Source organism: Micromonospora sp. C41, from assembly GCF_018070485.1.
Lineage (GTDB): Bacteria > Actinomycetota > Actinomycetes > Mycobacteriales > Micromonosporaceae > Micromonospora > Micromonospora chalcea.
Genome location: NZ_JAGPXP010000041.1, coordinates 1 through 16,793, shown reverse-complemented (window position 1 = coordinate 16,793; position 16,793 = coordinate 1). Strand labels below are relative to the sequence as shown.

The 16,793-nt window shown below is 72.3% G+C and carries 16 protein-coding genes; 6 read left to right on the top strand and 10 right to left on the bottom strand.

Features of this window, described 5'->3' with window-relative positions:
- Positions 1 to 79 precede the first annotated feature (79 nt).
- Both KBX43_RS28505 and KBX43_RS28500 read left to right on the top strand, forming a co-directional pair.
- Positions 80 to 1,690, top strand: a complete 1,611-nt coding sequence (locus KBX43_RS28505; RefSeq protein ID WP_113972157.1) for an MFS transporter — start codon at positions 80 to 82, stop codon at positions 1,688 to 1,690.
- Positions 1,687 to 2,364: a futalosine hydrolase gene (locus tag KBX43_RS28500; RefSeq protein ID WP_113972158.1), complete on the top strand. Its 678-nt coding sequence runs from the start codon at positions 1,687 to 1,689 to the stop codon at positions 2,362 to 2,364. The genes KBX43_RS28505 and KBX43_RS28500 overlap by 4 nt, the downstream gene beginning before the upstream one ends.
- A 56-nt stretch (positions 2,365 to 2,420) precedes the next feature.
- On the opposite strand, the gene KBX43_RS28495 is transcribed toward KBX43_RS28500, so the two are convergent.
- On the bottom strand, positions 2,421 to 3,404 hold the full coding sequence (locus tag KBX43_RS28495; RefSeq protein ID WP_113972159.1) for an NAD(P)-dependent alcohol dehydrogenase: 984 nt from the start codon (positions 3,402 to 3,404) through the stop codon (positions 2,421 to 2,423).
- A 117-nt stretch (positions 3,405 to 3,521) separates the two neighbouring features.
- Between KBX43_RS28495 and KBX43_RS28490 the strand changes: the two genes are divergently transcribed.
- Together KBX43_RS28490 and KBX43_RS28485 are read left to right on the top strand one after the other, a co-directional pair.
- Complete coding sequence (locus tag KBX43_RS28490; RefSeq protein WP_104115467.1) at positions 3,522 to 4,232, top strand: TetR/AcrR family transcriptional regulator; 711 nt, start codon at positions 3,522 to 3,524, stop codon at positions 4,230 to 4,232.
- Positions 4,233 to 4,266: 34 nt separating this feature from the next.
- Positions 4,267 to 5,097, top strand: coding sequence for a 1,4-dihydroxy-6-naphthoate synthase (locus tag KBX43_RS28485; RefSeq protein WP_113972160.1), 831 nt, complete (start codon positions 4,267 to 4,269; stop codon positions 5,095 to 5,097).
- Here KBX43_RS28485 and KBX43_RS28480 read toward each other — a convergent pair.
- Together KBX43_RS28480 and KBX43_RS28475 are read right to left on the bottom strand one after the other, a co-directional pair.
- Positions 5,058 to 5,444, bottom strand: a complete 387-nt coding sequence (locus tag KBX43_RS28480) for a cold-shock protein (RefSeq protein ID WP_030503574.1) — start codon at positions 5,442 to 5,444, stop codon at positions 5,058 to 5,060. The two genes, KBX43_RS28485 and KBX43_RS28480, sit on opposite strands and share 40 nt — an antisense overlap.
- Positions 5,445 to 5,472: 28 nt before the next feature.
- The gene (locus KBX43_RS28475) at positions 5,473 to 6,096 is read right to left on the bottom strand and encodes an HAD family hydrolase (protein ID WP_113972161.1); all 624 of its coding nucleotides are present in this window, start codon (positions 6,094 to 6,096) and stop codon (positions 5,473 to 5,475) included.
- Positions 6,097 to 6,133: 37 nt separating this feature from the next.
- On the opposite strand from KBX43_RS28475, the gene KBX43_RS28470 reads away from it, so the two are divergent.
- Positions 6,134 to 8,596: a helicase-associated domain-containing protein gene (locus KBX43_RS28470; RefSeq protein WP_113972162.1), complete on the top strand. Its 2,463-nt coding sequence runs from the start codon at positions 6,134 to 6,136 to the stop codon at positions 8,594 to 8,596.
- 4 nt (positions 8,597 to 8,600) lie between these two features.
- On the opposite strand, the gene KBX43_RS28465 is transcribed toward KBX43_RS28470, so the two are convergent.
- Together KBX43_RS28465 and KBX43_RS28460 are read right to left on the bottom strand one after the other, a co-directional pair.
- Positions 8,601 to 8,837 (bottom strand): hypothetical protein, encoded by a 237-nt coding sequence (locus KBX43_RS28465; RefSeq protein ID WP_030503577.1) that lies wholly within the window; start codon positions 8,835 to 8,837, stop codon positions 8,601 to 8,603.
- A 125-nt stretch (positions 8,838 to 8,962) separates the two neighbouring features.
- On the bottom strand, positions 8,963 to 9,838 hold the full coding sequence (locus KBX43_RS28460) for a L,D-transpeptidase family protein (RefSeq protein ID WP_064448815.1): 876 nt from the start codon (positions 9,836 to 9,838) through the stop codon (positions 8,963 to 8,965).
- A gap of 186 nt (positions 9,839 to 10,024) precedes the next feature.
- On the opposite strand from KBX43_RS28460, the gene KBX43_RS28455 reads away from it, so the two are divergent.
- Positions 10,025 to 11,704 carry a DNA repair helicase XPB gene (locus KBX43_RS28455; protein ID WP_210888251.1) on the top strand — a complete coding sequence of 560 codons (1,680 nt, stop codon included), beginning with the start codon at positions 10,025 to 10,027 and terminating at the stop codon, positions 11,702 to 11,704.
- 52 nt (positions 11,705 to 11,756) lie between these two features.
- Here KBX43_RS28455 and KBX43_RS28450 read toward each other — a convergent pair whose 3' ends face one another.
- The 5 genes from KBX43_RS28450 to KBX43_RS28430 all read right to left on the bottom strand — a co-directional run bounded on the left by KBX43_RS28450 (position 11,757) and on the right by KBX43_RS28430 (position 16,740).
- Positions 11,757 to 12,704, bottom strand: coding sequence for a zinc metalloprotease (locus KBX43_RS28450; protein WP_069088087.1), 948 nt, complete (start codon positions 12,702 to 12,704; stop codon positions 11,757 to 11,759).
- A 386-nt stretch (positions 12,705 to 13,090) separates the two neighbouring features.
- Entirely contained in the window at positions 13,091 to 13,807 is a 717-nt protein-coding gene (locus KBX43_RS28445) for a PaeR7I family type II restriction endonuclease (protein ID WP_210888249.1), read from the bottom strand.
- On the bottom strand, positions 13,776 to 15,497 hold the full coding sequence (locus KBX43_RS28440; RefSeq protein WP_307851615.1) for an Eco57I restriction-modification methylase domain-containing protein: 1,722 nt from the start codon (positions 15,495 to 15,497) through the stop codon (positions 13,776 to 13,778). The genes KBX43_RS28445 and KBX43_RS28440 overlap by 32 nt, the downstream gene beginning before the upstream one ends.
- A gap of 93 nt (positions 15,498 to 15,590) precedes the next feature.
- Entirely contained in the window at positions 15,591 to 15,890 is a 300-nt protein-coding gene (locus KBX43_RS28435) for a hypothetical protein (RefSeq protein ID WP_210888247.1), read from the bottom strand.
- Positions 15,883 to 16,740 carry a GNAT family N-acetyltransferase gene (locus tag KBX43_RS28430; RefSeq protein WP_210888244.1) on the bottom strand — a complete coding sequence of 286 codons (858 nt, stop codon included), beginning with the start codon at positions 16,738 to 16,740 and terminating at the stop codon, positions 15,883 to 15,885. The genes KBX43_RS28435 and KBX43_RS28430 overlap by 8 nt, the downstream gene beginning before the upstream one ends.
- Positions 16,741 to 16,793 lie beyond the last annotated feature (53 nt).

The window sequence follows — 16,793 nt, the reverse complement described above, 5'->3', positions numbered from 1 at the left end:
ACGGGTGACAGGCACTCCCCGGAGTCGTTCTCCGCGGGTGATGCGGCGCGCGTGGATCGAATGGGCGAGGATGGGACGCATGGCGCTGTCCTCCCGCTCCGGCCGCTCCTTTCTGGGGCGGACCGTCGGCACCGGCATCCGCGCCACCCGGCTGCTGTTGCGCGGGTCTCTGCACGGCGGGCGCTGGATGACCCGCCGCGCCGGCACCGCCCGGGCCCGCAGCGCCGGCAACGAGGTGGGCATGGTCCGGCTGTTCGACCTGCACGCCCTCTCCTGCGCCGGCGACACGCTCATCGCCATCGGCCTGGCCGGGACGATCTTCTTCGACGTGCCGCTGGGCGAGGCACGCAACAAGGTCGCCCTCTACCTGCTGGTGACCATGGTCCCGTTCGCCATGCTCGCCCCGGTGGTCGGCCCGCTGCTCGACCACTTCCGCCACGGCCGGCGGTACGCGCTGGCCACCACCATGCTCGGCCGCGCGTTCCTGGCCTGGCTGATCTCCGACTACATCGGCGGCTTCGGGCTCTACCCGGCGGCGTTCGGCGTGCTCGCGCTCTCCCGGGCGTACGGCGTGGCCCGCTCGGCAGCGGTCCCCCGGCTGCTGCCCGAGGGCCTGGGACTGTCCCAGGTCGGGGCGCGGGCGAGCGTCTACGGCACGGTGGCGGGCGCGCTCGTCGCGCCGATCGGGCTGGCCGCGTTCTGGTTCGGGCCGCAGTGGCCGCTGCGGGTCGCGTCGGTGATCTTCCTGGTCGGCATGGTGATCTCCCTGCGGCTGCCGCCGAAGGCCGACTCCGAGCCGCCGGAGCGGATGCCGCACCCGCTGCGCGCGATGCGCCGCCGTGACGGCGAGCGCCCGCTGGGCCGGGGCCGCCCGGCCGGCCGCCTGGTGATCGCCACGCTGATCGGCGCGGCGGCGCTGCGCGGGCTCTACGGCTTCCTGCTGCTCTTCCTGGCCTTCGCCATCAAGGCCGGTGACCTGACCACCGACTTCTTCGGCCGTAACCTCGGCGCCCAGGGCGCGCTGGGCCTGGTCGGCGGCGCGTTGGCCGTCGGCACGTTCCTGGCCACCGCGATCGGCACCCGGCTGCGCATCCACCGGCCGACCGCGCTCCAGTCCAGCGGCACGATAGTGGTGGCCGGCGTGGCGGTGCTCGCCGCGCTGAAGTTCTCCCTGCCCATGGTGGCGCTGCTCTGCCTGGTGGCGGCGATGATGAGCGGGATCGCCAAGCTGACGGTGGACGCCTCGATCCAGGAACGCATCCCGGAGCGGCTGCGGGCCAGTTCGTTCGCGCACTCGGAGACCGCGCTGATGCTCGCGTTCGTAGCCGGGGGCGGGCTCGGGCTGGTGCCGTTCACCGGGCTGATCGGGGTGACCGTCGCCGCCGTGGTGGCCGCGCTGGTGGCCGTACGCGGCGTGCTGGTCGCCGGCAAGCTGCGGGGTGAGCACCTGGTCGGCCGGCCGCTCGGCGACGAGGAACTGGCGGCGGAGCAGGCCACCCGGGCCGCGGAACCGGCCACCACCTCGTTCGACGACCCGGCGCCCACGTCACCGGCGCCCCAGCGTGCCGGCCCGCCCGACGACGACGGGCTCGCGCCGCCCGGCTTCCACATCTACCGGCCCTCCTCATCGGTGGGCGGTTCCGGCGTCGAGGACACCGAGCGGCGCGACCCCCGGGGGCCGGTGGCGTGACCGGGCTGCTCGTGGTCACGGCGGTACCCGCCGAGGCCGAGGCGATCCGCGCAGGCCTGACCGCATCCGCCGCGCCGGACGGGACGGCACCGCCGGACGTGACGGTGCTGCCGGTCGGTGTCGGCCCGGCTGTCGCCGCTGCCGCCACGGCACGGCTGCTGGCGCTGGCCGAGGCGGCCGGGCGGCCGTACCGGGCGGTGGTCAGCGCCGGCATCGCCGGTGGCTTCGTCGGCCGGGTCGCGGTGGGCGGCACGGTGCTCGCCGACCGCAGTGTCGCCGCCGACCTGGGCGCCGAGTCACCCGGCGGGTTCATCCCGGTCGAGGACCTGGGGATGCCCCCCGAGCTGCTGGGCGGCGGCCGGATCGTGCCCGCCGACCCGGGCCTGCTGGCCGGGCTGCGGGCCGCCCTGCCGGGGGCGACTGTCGGCACGGTACTCACCGTGAGCACGGTGACCGGCACCGCCGCGAGCACGGCGGCGCTCGCGCAACGGCACCCGGACGCGGTGGCCGAGGCCATGGAGGGGTACGGCGTGGCGGTCGCCGCCGCCCAGGCCGGTGTGCCCTTCGCCGAGCTGCGTACGGTCTCCAACCCGATCGGTCCGCGCGACCGGAGCGCGTGGCGGATGCGCGAGGCGTTCGCCACGCTGACCAGCGCCGCAGCCGCCCTCCACTGATCTTGTCCACCTGTGGACAACCCTGTGGACAACTCGCCGGGCTGGGGACGACGGCCTCAGATGGTGACGACGACCTTCGCCCGCGCGTGCTCGGTTTCGAGGTAGCGGATGGCGTCGGGCACCTCGTGGAGCGAATAGGTACGGTCGATGGCCACGGTGAGCCGGCCGGCCTCGGCGTGCTCGCGGAGCGCGTCCAGGTGCGCCCGGCCGGGTGAGGTGGCGAGCGCGACGATGCGCTGCCGGACGAAGGGCGCCGTCAGCCGTCCGCGGGCGAGCAGCCCGACCGGTCCGATGAGGCTGCCGCCGCGGTAGACGCCGCCGCCGGAGAGCACGAGCGTCCCGGTCGGCGTCAACGCGCGCCGCAGCGCGCGCAGCGAACGGTTGCCGACCAGGTCGAACACCACGTCGTACCGGCGCCCGGCGCGGGTGAAGTCGTCGCGGGTGTAGTCGACCACGTGGTCGGCGCCGAGCGAACGGACCAGGTCGATGTTGCGGGTGCGGCACACGCCCGTCACCGTCGCGCCGAGCGCCTTGGCCAGCTGGACGGCGAGCGTGCCGACGCCGCCGGACGCCCCGTTGATCAGGACCCGGTGGCCGGGCCGGACCTGCCCGGCGTCGCGCAGCCCCTGGAGCGCGGTGACGCCCGCGAGCGGCAGGGCGGCGGCCTGCTCCGGGGACAGGTTCGCCGGCTGGGGCGCGACCAGGCGTTCGGGTACGCACACGTACTCGGCGAACGCGCCGTCGGCCTCGCCGAGGTCGGCGAAGACGGCGTCGCCGGGACGTATCTGCCGTACCCCGGCGCCGACGGCCTCGACCCGCCCGGCCACGTCGCGGCCACGGATGCGCGCCCGGGGCCGCGTGAGGCCGAGCGCCAGCCGCGACAGCCGGGGATCGCCGCGCATGACGTGCCAGTCGTACGCGTTGAGCGCGGCCGCCTCGACCCGGACCAGCACCTCGTCGGCGGCGGGTACGGGCGTGTCGACGTCGGCCAGCGCGAGTGTCTCGGGTGGGCCGTACCGGTCCTGGACGATCGCTCTCACGGTCCCGCTCCCTCCCAGGTGTACGGCGTACACCTCGATGGGACCAGGCTAGGTGTACGCCGTACACCAGTCAAGGCGGATACTGTGACAACCGCCCCCGGGAAGGCGAGGAACCACATGCCGAAGCAGGCGGAGAAGGTGCGCCGGGCACCGCTGAGCAGGGACCGGATCCTGCGTGCCGCCGTCGCGCTCGCCGACGGGACCGGCATCGAGTCGCTCAGCATGCGCAACCTCGCCCAAGACCTGGGCGTCGTGCCGATGGCGCTCTACAAGCACGTGGCGAACAAGGACGAACTGGTCGACGGCATGATCGACGTCGTGGTCGCGGAGATCGATCCGCCGGAGCCCGGCGACTGGAAGCAGGCGATCCGGCGGCGCATCCTCTCGGCGCGACAGGTGCTGCTGCGCCACCCCTGGGCGCCGCTGGCGATCGAGTCCCGCAGCACGGCGACGCCGGCCGTGCTGGCGTACCTCGACTCCACCGTCGGGGCGCTGCGCGCCGGAGGGTTCTCCACCGACCTCGCCCACCACGTGATGCACGCGATGGGCAGCCGGGTGCTGGGCTTCAGCCAGGAACTGTTCGACGCCACCCGGCAGGCCGGCCGGTCCGGCGCGACAGTGCCCGAGCCGCCGGCCGACCTGCCGCCGGAGATGGCCGCCCGGTTCCCCAACCTCGCGGCGATCGCCACCGCGGCGTCGCACGACGGCGACTCGGTCGTCGGGCCGGGCTGCGACGACCAGTTCGAGTTCGAGTTCGCGCTGGACCTGCTGCTCGACGGCATCGAACGGCTGCACCGGAACGGCTGGACGTCACACCGGACGCTGTGACGGGCGGCCCGGTCCCCGGGGTTACGGTGGGGACGTGGCGCTCTCCCTGGCGATCTCCCCCTGCCCCAACGACACGTTCGTCTTCGACGCCCTGGTGCACGGCCGGGTGCCCGGCGCGCCGCCGGTCGAGGTGACCTACGCGGACGTCGACGTGACCAACACGGCCGCCGAGCGGGGCGCGTTCGACCTGGTGAAGGTCAGCTACGCGGCGCTGCCCTGGCTGCTGGACGACTACCACCTGCTGCCCTGCGGCGGCGCGCTCGGCCGGGGCTGCGGCCCGCTGGTGCTGACCCGCGGCGACCGGACCGACCTGTCCGGCGCGACGGTGGCGGTGCCCGGCGAGCGGACCACCGCGTACCTGCTGTTCCGGCTCTGGGCGGCCGACCAGGCGCCGGCGCGCATCGAGGTGGTGCCGTTCCACGAGATCATGCCGGGCGTGGCCGCCGGCCGGTACGACGCCGGCCTGGTGATCCACGAGGCGCGCTTCACCTACCCGCGGCACGGGCTGACCGCGCTCGTCGACCTGGGCGAGTGGTGGGAGGGCGACACCGGGCTGCCGATCCCGCTGGGCGCGATCCTGGCCCGCCGGGGCGCTGTCGACCCGGCCGAGGCCGCCGCCTGGATCCGCGAGTCGGTACGCCAGGCGTGGGCCGACCCGGCTGCGAGCCGCGAGTACGTCCTCGCGCACGCGCAGGAGATGGAGCCCGACGTGGTGGACCGGCACATCGGCCTCTACGTCAACGAGTTCACCGCCGACCTGGGTGAGGCCGGCTTCGCCGCCGTGGAGGCGCTGCTGGACCGGGCCGCCGACGCCGGGCTCGTCCCTCAGACCTCCAGCTCGCGCGCCACCGCGTGGACCAGCTGAGCGATCTTCTGGGAGGTCTTCCGATCCGGGAAGCGACCCCGGCGCAGGTCCGGCTGGACCTTCGCCTCCAGCACCTTGATCATGTCTTCGACCAGGCCGTGCAGCTCCTCGGCCGGCCGGCGGCGCAGCTCCGCCACCGAAGGCGGCGCCTCCAGCAGCTTGACCCCCATCGCCTGGGCGCCCCGCCGGCTGTCCACGACGCTGAAATCGACCCGCTGGCCACCCTTCAGGTCGGCGACACCCGCCGGTAGCGCGCCCTTCGGCAGGAACACGTCGCCACCCTCGTCACTGGTGACGAACCCGTACCCCTTGGCGGCGTCGTACCACTTCACTCGACCCGTCGGCACCTGTTGAACCCCGCTCCACTCGAACCGTCTACCCCTCCAAGGCTAGCCCGATGATCCGGTCCAGCGCCCTCGGGAATTCGACGAGATCATCAAGCACCAGGTACGCCCCGGCCTCGGTCAGTTCGTCGACCGAGCAGGGACCGGTCGCCACTGCCACGCCTGGGATTCCCGCAGCTCGCGCGGCGGCCATGTCGGCCACGTGGTCACCCACGTAGAGCGTCGCGCCGTGCTCGCGCAACGCGACCGCCTTCTGCTCGGCGAACACGTCCCCGGCCAGCTCGTCCACCGGTAGCCCGAGGTGGTCCAGGTGCAGCTTCGCCAGCCGGCCGATCTTCGCGGTCACCACCATCGTCCGGCCGCCGCGCGCCTGCACCGCGCGCAGCGCGGCATCCGCGCCCGGCATCGGCACCGTCGGAGTGATCGCGTACGCCGGATACAGCTCCCGGTAGAGCGTCACCGCCTCCTCGATGCGCTCCGGCGGGAACCAGTGCGCCAGCTCGGTGCGCAGCGGCGGGCCCAGCCGCGACACCGCCAGATCCCCGTCCACGTGCACGCCGGTCCGCGCGGTGAGCGCCCGGAACGCAGCGGCGATCCCGGGGCGGGAGTCGACCAGTGTCATGTCGAGGTCGAAGCCGACCATCAGCGGAGGCATGCCGAGAACCTACCCAGCGGGCTAGCGTGGTACGACGATGACCACCTCACTCGCCGACCACCTGCGGGCCCTCCCCGACGAGTCCCTCGCCGCGCTGCTCCAGCTGCGGCCGGACCTCGTCGTACCGGTGCCGGCCGACGTGTCCGCCCTCGCCCTGCGCGCCCAGTCCCGGGTCTCCGTGGCCCGGGCGCTCGACGGGCTGGACCAGTTCACCCTCCAGATCCTCGACGCCGCCCGCCTCACCCGCGGCCCCGAGGGCGCCACCTCCACCGACCAGATCCTGGCCATGGCCACCGCCGGGCCACGACCCCCCGCGCCCACCGCGGTCCGCGCCGCCGTCGACCGGCTCCGGGCCCGGTTCCTGCTGTACGGCCCCGAGCACGACCTGTGCGTGGCCGGGGGCATCGACGAGGTGTCCCCGTACCCGGCGGGGCTGGGCCGGCCGGCGGCGGAGCTGGACCCGCGCGTGGCGGCCCTCTGCGCGGACCCGGCGAAGCTGCGGCGGACGCTGCTGTCCGCCCCGCCCTCGGCCCGCGCCGTCCTGGACCGGCTCGCCGCCGGACCGCCGGTCGGCACCGTCGCGCCGGGCGCGTTGGAGGCCCCCGCCACCGGCGCCGAGGACGTGCTCCCGCCGGACCTGGTGAACGGCGGCGCGCCGACCGGCTCCCCGATCCGCTGGCTGGTCGAGCACCGGCTGCTGGTGCGGATGTCCGGCGGCCGCAACGGCACCGTCGAGCTGCCCCGCGAGGTGGGGCTGGTGCTGCGCCGCGACTCCGGCCCGCTCGGCCCGCTGCGCACCAGCCCACCCGCGGTGTCCGGCCCGCCCCGCGAGGTCAAGTCCGTCGACTCGGCCGGGGCCGGGCAGACCATGGAGGTGGTCCGGCACACCGAGGCGCTGCTGGAGGCGCTGATCGTGGAGCCGGCCCCGGTGCTGCGCTCCGGCGGCGTCGGCGTCCGCGACCTGCGCCGGCTCGCCCGTGGACTCGGGCTGGACGAGACGACCACCGCGCTGCTGTTCGAGGTCGCGTATGCGGCCGGGCTGACCGGTGAGATGGAGCTGACCGGCGCGGCCACCACCCGCTACGGCGGCGACCAGCAGATCCTGCCCACCGGCGGGTACGAGGTGTGGCGCGCGGCGTCGCTGGCCCAGCGCTGGGAGCAGCTCGCCCGCGCCTGGATGTCGATGCCCCGCCAGGCCGGCCTGATCGGGCAGCGCGACGACCGGGACCGGCCCATCTCGGTGCTCTCCGCCGAGGCGGAACGAGCCGGCGCGCCCGCCGCCCGGCGTGCGGTGCTCGCCGTGCTCGCCGACCTGCCGGCCGGCACCGCGCCCACCCCGGACGAGGTGCTGGAACTGCTGGACTGGCGCGCGCCCCGGCGGGCCCGGGGGCGGGAGACGGCGCACCGGGAGGTGCTGGCCGAGGCGGCCTCGCTGGGCGTGACCGGGCTCGGCGCGCTCACCACGTACGGGCGGCTGCTGCTCGCCGAGCTGACCGACGCCGACGAACGCGGCGACGACCCGCTCGGGCTGCGCTCCGACGCCGAGTCGGGCGACCCGTCGACCACCGTCCGCGCGCTGGACGGGCTGCTGCCCGCCCCGGTCGACCACGTGCTGGTGCAGGCCGACCTGACAGTGGTGGTGCCCGGCCCGCCCGACCCGGCGCTCGCCGCCGAACTGGACGTGGTGGCCGAGCACGAGTCGGCGGGCGGGGCGAGCGTGCACCGGGTCACCACGGGAAGCATCCGGCGGGCGCTGGACGCCGGCTACACCGCGGAGGACCTGCACGCGCTGTTCCGCCGCCGGTCCCGTACCCCGGTGCCGCAGGGCCTGACCTATCTGGTCGACGACGTGGCCCGCAAGCACGGCGGGCTGCGCGTCGGGTCGTCCGGCGCATACGTGCGCAGCGACGACGAGGCGCTGCTCACCGAGGTGCAGGCCGACCGGCGCCTGGAGCCGCTGGCGTTCCGCCGGCTCGCACCCACCGTGCTGGTCACGCCGTACCAGGTCAACCGGATGCTCACCGCGTTGCGCGACGCCGGGTACGCCCCGGTGCCCGAGGACGCCAGCGGAGCGACGGTGCTGGCCCGGCCGAAGACCCGGCGGGCGCCGGCCCGTACCGGGATCGGCCGCGCGGTGGACCCGCTCGCCACGCCGAAGCTGCCGATGCCCCGTCTGCTCGGCGTGGTGGAGCAGATCCGCCGGGGCGACGCGGCGGCCCGGGCCGCGCGGCGGGCCCCGGCGGTGGTCCGGGGCGGCGCGGCGGCGGGCGGTCCCGCCCCGGTGCCCGGTCACGGTGACGCGCTGGCGGTGCTCCAGCAGGCGGTACGGGACAAGGCGCTGGTCTGGGTCGGCTACGTCGACGCGCACGGGGCGACCGCGTCCCGGCTGGTCCGGCCGGTGTCTATCGGCGCCGGCTACCTGCGCGCCGAGGACGACCGGACGGAGATGCTGCACACGTTCGCGCTGCACCGGATCACCGCGGCCGTGCTGGAGGAGTGAGGCGTCACTCCCCGTTGCGGCGCAACGTGCCCACCACCGACACGGCCAGCAGCAACGCGAACGCCGCGCCGGCCGACTCGCCGACCGAGTCCACGAAGCCCTGCTGCTGCACCAACAGCCCGAACAGGAACCAGCCGAACACCCCGACGGCGGCGGCCGCGTAGCCGAACAGGACCGCCGTGGGCACCTCCTGCTGCTGCGTCCGCTCCTCGTCGGGAAGCACGTCCTGGTCAACGGTCATGGCAGTCCCTCCCCGTCCCGGCTTGGACCCGGCTTCCAGAGTGGCACCTGCCGGACCGGGCGGACAGGGGTTAAAACCCTGATCCGGGCCGTCCGGTCACGGGTGAGGGCGGGTTCCGGGCCGGTTCAGGTGCCGGGGCGGCGGCCGATCACCACCACGCGGGTGCCGACCGAACCCAGCTCCCACAGGCGTACCGCGTCGCGGTGCAGCAGGTTCACGCAGCCGTGCGAGCCGATCGCGCCGTTGTGCAGGTATGTCGTGGTCTCGTGGAAGCCGATCCCGCCGTTGAACTGCTGCCAGTACGGCAGCCACACCTCGTACGGGTTGGACCACTCGCGCGGGTTCTTCCGCCCCACCGAGTACGTGCCGGCCGGGGTGGCGTAGCCGGACATGCCGGTGCGGGTCACTGTCGGGCCCATCACCACCTCGCCGCCGCGCATCGCCCAGACCGTCTGCCGGGTCAGGTCGACGCAGAACGTCAGCCGGGAACCGGCCTTGCACCGCGCGGTGTCGGTGGCGGCCAGCCGCTTCGCCACGTCGTACGTGGTGGGGCCGGCGCGACCCGAGGACGGGCTGATGCCGTACCGGACCTGGAACTTCTTGATCGCGGCGCAGTCGGCGGCGGACTGCTCGCCGTCCACGGTCAGCGTCCCGAAGCCGCCCAGCCGGGTCAGGTACGTCTCCACGGCCCGCTGGTGCTCGCCCTGCGGGCACCCGGCGGACGCGCTCGGCTTCGGCCCGGGTTTCGTCGTCTTCGTCGCCTCCGGCGATCGGGAGGGTTTCGGCGAGGCCGTCCGGCTCGGCTGCGCCGACGGGGACGTGACCGGCTGCTCCGGCGTGGGCGACGCGCTCGCCCCCGATGCTCCCTCCGTCAGCCCGACCGGGCCGGGGGTGCTCCCCCCGGCGCCGTCCGCCTGCGGATCGAGCGCGCAGGCGCCGACACCGACCAGCACGACCACCGCCAGGGCGGTGACCCGGGCGAGAAACCGGACACGCTGCATGGGCCCTCCCTGGACAGTCGTCCCGCTTGCTAGACGTGTGGGACGAGTATGACGTTGCCTGTCCAGCCGGACTTTTTTGCGCAGCCCTCCGGCGTGCAACACTGGTTGGTCGGCCTCCGGCAGGTCAGCCGGGGTGCGGCGGGGTTCCGGGCAGCGGGGTTCCGGGCGATGCGAGAGGACGCTGGCGTGAGCGGTGGACCACTGATCGTGCAGTCGGACAAGACGCTCCTACTGGAGATCGACCACCCCGACGCGCAGGCGTGCCGGATGGCCATCGCGCCCTTCGCCGAGCTGGAACGCTCCCCCGAGCACGTGCACACGTACCGGCTGACGCCGCTGGGCCTGTGGAACGCGCGGGCCGCCGGCCACGACGCCGAGGGCGTGGTCGACTCGCTGATCAAGTACTCCCGCTACCCGGTGCCGCACGCGCTGCTGGTCGACGTGGCCGAGACGATGGACCGGTACGGCCGGCTCCAGCTCGCCAACGACCCGGTGCACGGCCTGGTGCTGCGCGCGCTGGACCGGGTGGTGCTGATCGAGGTCGCCAAGAGCAAGAAGCTCGCCGGCATGCTCGGCGCGAAGCTCGACGACGACACCATCGCGGTGCACCCGTCCGAGCGGGGCCGACTCAAGCAGGCGCTGCTCAAGCTGGGCTGGCCGGCCGAGGACCTGGCCGGGTACGTGGACGGCGAGGCGCACCCGATCGAGCTGGCCGAGGCCGGCAAGGACGGCGGCAAGCCGTGGACGCTGCGGTCGTACCAGCGGGAAGCCGTCGAGGCGTTCTGGGCCGGCGGCTCCGGCGTGGTGGTGCTGCCCTGTGGCGCCGGCAAGACGCTGGTCGGCGCGGCGGCCATGGCCGAGGCGAAGGCGACCACGCTGATCCTGGTCACCAACACGGTGGCGGGACGGCAGTGGAAGCGGGAGCTGATCGCCCGCACGTCGCTGACCGAGGAGGAGATCGGCGAGTACTCGGGCGAGCGCAAGGAGATCCGCCCGGTCACCATCGCCACGTACCAGGTGCTCACCTCGCGGCGCGGCGGCGCGTTCACCCACCTGGACCTGTTCGGCGCCCGCGACTGGGGCCTTGTCGTCTACGACGAGGTGCACCTGCTGCCCGCGCCGATCTTCCGCTTCACGGCGGACCTCCAGGCCCGTCGCCGGCTCGGCCTCACCGCGACTCTGGTACGCGAGGACGGCCGCGAGGGCGACGTGTTCAGCCTGATCGGCCCGAAGCGGTACGACGCGCCGTGGAAGGACATCGAGCAGCAGGGCTGGATCGCCCCGGCGGAGTGCACCGAGGTACGGGTGACGCTCACCGACGCCGAGCGCATGGCGTACGCGACGGCGGAGGCCGAGGAGCGCTACCGGATGGCGGCCACCGCCCGCACGAAGCTGCCGGTGATCCGCGCCCTGGTGGACCGGCACCCGGACGAGCAGGTCCTCGTCATCGGTGGGTTCCTCGACCAGCTGCACCAGTTGGGCGAATACCTCGACGCGCCGATCGTGCAGGGCTCCACCACGAACAAGGAACGCGAGCGGCTGTTCGACGCGTTCCGCTCCGGCTCGTTGCGGACGCTGGTGCTCTCGAAGGTCGGCAACTTCTCCATCGACCTGCCCGAGGCGGCGGTGGCGATCCAGGTGTCCGGCACGTTCGGCTCCCGGCAGGAGGAGGCGCAGCGGCTCGGGCGGGTGCTGCGCCCGAAGGCCGACGGGCGGCAGGCGCACTTCTACACGGTGGTCTCCCGGGACACCATCGACACCGAGTACGCCGCGCACCGGCAGCGCTTCCTGGCCGAGCAGGGGTACGCGTACACCATCGTGGACGCCGACGACGTGCTCGGGCCGACGCTGCCGACTGTCGACTGACCCGGCGCGCGGCCGGGCGGGCCGCCGTGGTGCGGCCCGCCCGGTCTCGCGGTCAGCCTTTGCCGCTGGCGCGGAACGCGACCCAGGCGTCGCTCATCCGGTCGGCCTGGCCCGGGGTGAACATGTTCATGCAGGAGTCCTGCGTGTAGTCCATGAAGTTGTGGATCGGGTCCAGCCCCGGCGCGGTGCAGGTGTCCGCGCCGATCGGGCAGTTGAACTGCGGCGCCGCCTCACGCGGCGTGTCCGCCACGAAGTCGCCGGACGCGGAGCAGCCGTGCGCGAACGTGTGCTCCAGCATCAGCCAGTGCCCGACCTCGTGCGTCAGCGTGTCGCCGAGCGCGTACTTGCCGGCCGTGCCGCCCGGCATCGACTCGTCCAGCATCACCACGCCGTCGATGTAGTCGCGGCCGTTGTTGTAGCCCTTCGGGAAGTACGCCCAGCCGAGCAGCCCGTCACCGATGTTCGCCGCGTAGACGTTCAGGGTGCGGGAGTCGCCGGTGTAGAGCGCCTTCTTCATGTCCCGCTCGTTCTTGCCCGGCACCACCGTGTACCAGGTGCTGTTGACGGTCCACGTGGTGTCGACCAGTGAGAAGCGGAACGGCGTGTCCGACGCGTCGGCCGCGGTGCGGCCCGCGAACGAGTCGTTGAGCACCGTCATCTGCGCCGAGATGAGCGTGTTCCAGCGGGCCTTCTCGGCCGCGCTCAGCTCGTGGTCGGAGATCATGTGGAAGACCGTCGGCACGGTGACGCTGCCGTTGGCGAGGCGCGGCGAGTCCTTGATGACGCCGTACGCCTTGGCCTCGTTCGTCGAGTAGAGCGCGGGCTCCTTTGCGGTGGCGCCCTCACGTACCCGGGCGGCGCTGTGGTTGTCCGCGCCCGGCTCGCACTCGGCGGCGGCGGGAGAGGCGGCCGTGGCCGCGACGGGGGCTCCGCCGGCGGTCAGGAAGGTGGCGGCGGCAGCGACGAGCACTGCCAGGTGGATCGTCGGTTTCCTGTGCATCGTTGCACCTTTCGGAAGGCATGAAAGGAGTACCGACGCGGGGTTGTCAAAGCTGCGGATCGATGACGTCGTCGTCCCGCCATAAGACCACGTCAATGGGCATCGGCAACAGTCCCCCGCGAGGAGGGCTCGACCTGAGGCGGGTCAGCGGTGCTCAGCTTCCGGGGCACGGCTCTGGAATCTGCTCGCTCTGTTTCGCCATGTCAGCAATCACCGCTCGCAGCATCTCCTGGAGCCCTTGCAGCGCCTCACCCGGGTGGTCCCGAGCCACGAGAGAGACGGGAACTCAGAACACGTAGCGACGAACTCCTGGTCTTCGACGGACCGCGCGACGCGGTACGTGTAGTGCGAGAAATCGGGGCGGGATTGAGACATCACCCGATCGCTCAGTTCCCTTCCAACCGGAGAACGCCGAGCTCTTCCGTCCGAGCCATGACGGAACTGACGAAGGCGGCGAATCCCACCTCAGGGTCGGGTTGCCGGACAGGGGCGTCAACGTCGCGGGATGAAGTCACCAAGCAGGTGGCGTCGTAAAGCCCAGCAGCGCAGAGGCGCTTACACAGCGTCACATACCGGTCGACGTACGACGTCCCAGCAAAGGTTGGGTCGATCGGGAAAGTGCCGCTTCGCGGCGTTCCCGGACGTGTCGACCCCGGCGCATCCTCCACAAGCAGGACGTAGCCGAGCCATGGCCTGAGCCGACCGAGCAAGCCGTGGTCATAGGCTCGCCGGAGGTCGACCGCGCTGCCGATGGCCTCCTCGTTCCTGTTGTTGAAGTTGTTTCCGAACGATGGACCGACGTGTGACTTGAGCTCCACAGCGGCAACGAGCTCACCGTCGTGGACCACTACCAGATCCCACTTCTTCGCCGGCCGGAAGTAACCAGGCACCTCCAAGCCCGAGCGATGGCGTACGGCGTCGTCGGGGAAGCCAGCGTCGCGGAAGAGCTGAGCGAGCAATTCCGTCATTGCGTCGAGGTGACCACCACCGGTCACGGCGCCGCGCCCGCCGGTATCCGTCTTGCCACCTATGAGCTTCTTGGCAGCCTGAGACTCGCGTACCAGCCAGGAACTACGAACCGCCTCTTCCAGCCGCCGGTCCACCGAACAGATCCCCCATCGCCTCGATGCCGTACACGCGCAAGGCAGCCTCCGTGGCCGCTTGCGAGTCTCGCGCATCGAAGGCCGTCGCCAAAGCAGCGCGGTCATCCAAAGAGATGCTGCCCGGCCTAGGAACACGGATTCGGCGCAGATACTGGGCCTGAAAACGAAGGGTGCCGCCACGCATCCTAACGGCATATGCCTCCACAAAGGCCTGTGCAACACCCGACAACAAGAGCCCACCCAGGACTCGCAGGTCCCAGACGTCGGAGACGATGTAGTACAGGTTGTGGTGCGGGTAGTAGCCACCCGCATCCAACACCGGATGGATCGCTGACTTCATGTCCGGAAAAAGCAGTTTTGGGCGATCAACCAGCGCGGGGTCGACTCTGTCGATCGTCCGATACCACTGGCCCGGCCGTCGTCCCGCAACATGTCGGCGCTTAAGAGCGACCGCGTGCCGTTCGTAGTACGCGCGCAGTCGTGGCAACCAGGACAAGTCGACGAGTACACCGTCCTCGTCCCACGGGTTGACCAGGTAGTGGCCGGACCACTCGAACTTCCCTGACGCGGTGTCCCTCACCATCGACAGCGGCAGCAGCCGCCGTGGCTCAACATCCGCATACTTCGTTACGAAGACCTTGTCGGCGCCGGTCGCTACGCCGATCCCGACCCGCGTGCCGGTGCTGCGATCCTCCAACAAAGGGAATCTGTCGTTCAGACTCTCGATGAGCGCCAACCGTGAAGGCGAACCGGTCGGCCAAGGCCCCTCACCAGTGAACCAGTGGGTCAACCGCGCTGCCGTGAAACTTCCGCTAGACACCGCTGTGGGGGCGTTGGCACGAATTGACTCCACCAACTCTGGTGCATCCTGCGGACCAAAACTACGTCGGGTGTCCACCACCGTGCTGGCACCCTGCGCAGCACGCCGGAGCACCGTGATGGCTGGATACGCGGACACCTGCTCCTCGAACGCATCGACATCGTGCATGCTGATGGTGAGATCAACGCTGTAGCTGCTACTGACAAGCTCTCGCAAGTGCCGCCCGTACTGGTTACGCATCCACCGATCAGCGCAGATGAACGCGAGGACGCCGCCTGGCCGGAGGGATTTCAACCCTCGCTCGTAGAAACCGACATAGAGATCAGACCGACCGGTCATGGTAGGACACGCGGCACGATAGGCGAGCATCCGGTCAGCCGGCACGTCTTCCAGGCGGACGTATGGCGGGTTACCGACGACAAAGTCCACGTTCACCGGCGGCTGCGGGTCGAGCAAAAAGTCACCCTGCTGCACCCACGCCTGGGCCAACTCGCTCGCCTCAGGGAGCGACCAACCATCGTCGGTCAACACGTTCCGAACGAGCGTCCTGCTGGCCGCCACGCTCGGCCCAAGTAGGTCGAAGGCCCTCAGCGCCGACTTGGCGTCAAGAATCGACCGGTCGCGCTTGCGACACGAGGCGCTGACCCGCCCGGCCATCGCCGCCAGAAAGGCGCCGCCGCCACACGCGGGCTCAACAGCCACCAGCGTGGCCAGGTCACGATCAGCCGTGAAGCCAGCGAGATCAAGAATGAGGTCGACAATCCAGCGACGCGTAAAGACTTCACCATGCTCGACAGGGTTCGCCGAGACGGCGGACAACACCGACGTCATCTCACCTGACGCGAGCTGCCGCCCTGCTATCGCCTTCACCTGACGAGCATAGGACAGCCGAGTCGTCGCCCTTCACGCCAGCACGCCGCGCTCTACCCGCAACCTGGTCAAATGCTGAGTCAAGGCGGCAGATCAGTCCTGGGTCGCCGTTACGGCGTCGGCGATCACCCGCGCGACGCACTCGTAGTCGCGTACCAGCGGCCCGACCAGCTTGGGGTCCGGCTCGAACGCGGCGACCAGTCCGCGTACCAGATCTCTCAGCCGGTCGTCCGGGCCGAGGCGCCGCCCCCGGTGCCGGCGCGCGACGCTGCGCCAGCGGCGCAGGCCGACGTCGGCGAGCCGTTCGTGGAGCTCCGGCGCGGGCACCGGGCAGCCGCTCGCCCACAGGTCGGCGAGGCCCCGCAGGATCGCCTCCCGCGTCGGGTCAGTCACGCAGGTAGCGGGCGCGGCGGCCGAAGTCGCGGAAGCCGAGCCGCCGGTACAGCCCGGCCGCCGGGTTGTCGTCGTTGACGCAGAGCCACGCGCCGTCCGTGCCCGCGTCGGCGAGGCCCCGCAGCACGCGCGCCACCAGGTACGCGCCTACTCGCCGCCTGCGCCAGCCCGGCACCACGCCGACCTGGTCGATCCAGTTGTCGAGCACGGTGGCGAAACCGGCCGCATCCCCGTCCGGGCCGCGCGCGAGCAGCGTCAACTCCGGCCGGAAGTCCTCGTCGTCGCGCAGGTCACCCAGCCACTCGTCGGCCTCGGGCTCCACGAAGCCGGGCCGGTCGGCGAACGATGCGCGGTAGGTGGCGAACAACTCCGGCCCCAGCGTGGCGGGCTCCACTGTGACGCCGTCCGGCGCGGTGACCTCGGGCAGCGCGTCGAGGTCGTGCCGCAGCACCCACTCCAGGAACGTCCGCGTGTAGCCGCGCTTGGCGACCAACTCCTCCGCGCCTACGTTCCACGTCTCCGTGGTGAGCAGCAGCCCACCGTCGCCGGAGTGCTTCTCGGCCCAGTCGAGCAGCGCGCCGCCGAGCCCGCGCCCGCGCCAGGCCGGGTGCACCAGGCCGGTGGCGGTGGCCGGCGTCCGCCCGGCGCCGACCCCGACGGCCGCTACCAGGTCGTCACCCGACCACGCCCCGTGGGTACGCGCCTGAAGCAGCCGCGCCCGCACCAGCGGGGTACGCCCGAACAGCGGCAGCCCGCCGTCAGTGGCGAGGCACGCCTGCGCCAGGCCGGTCAACGCGGGCAGGTCGTCCTCGCCGACTTCCCGCCACACAAGCGCACCCGTCCCGCCCACGCCCACTCCCGTCCCCCGCCCGACCCAGCACTCCGACGCAGTAGGCCAAACCC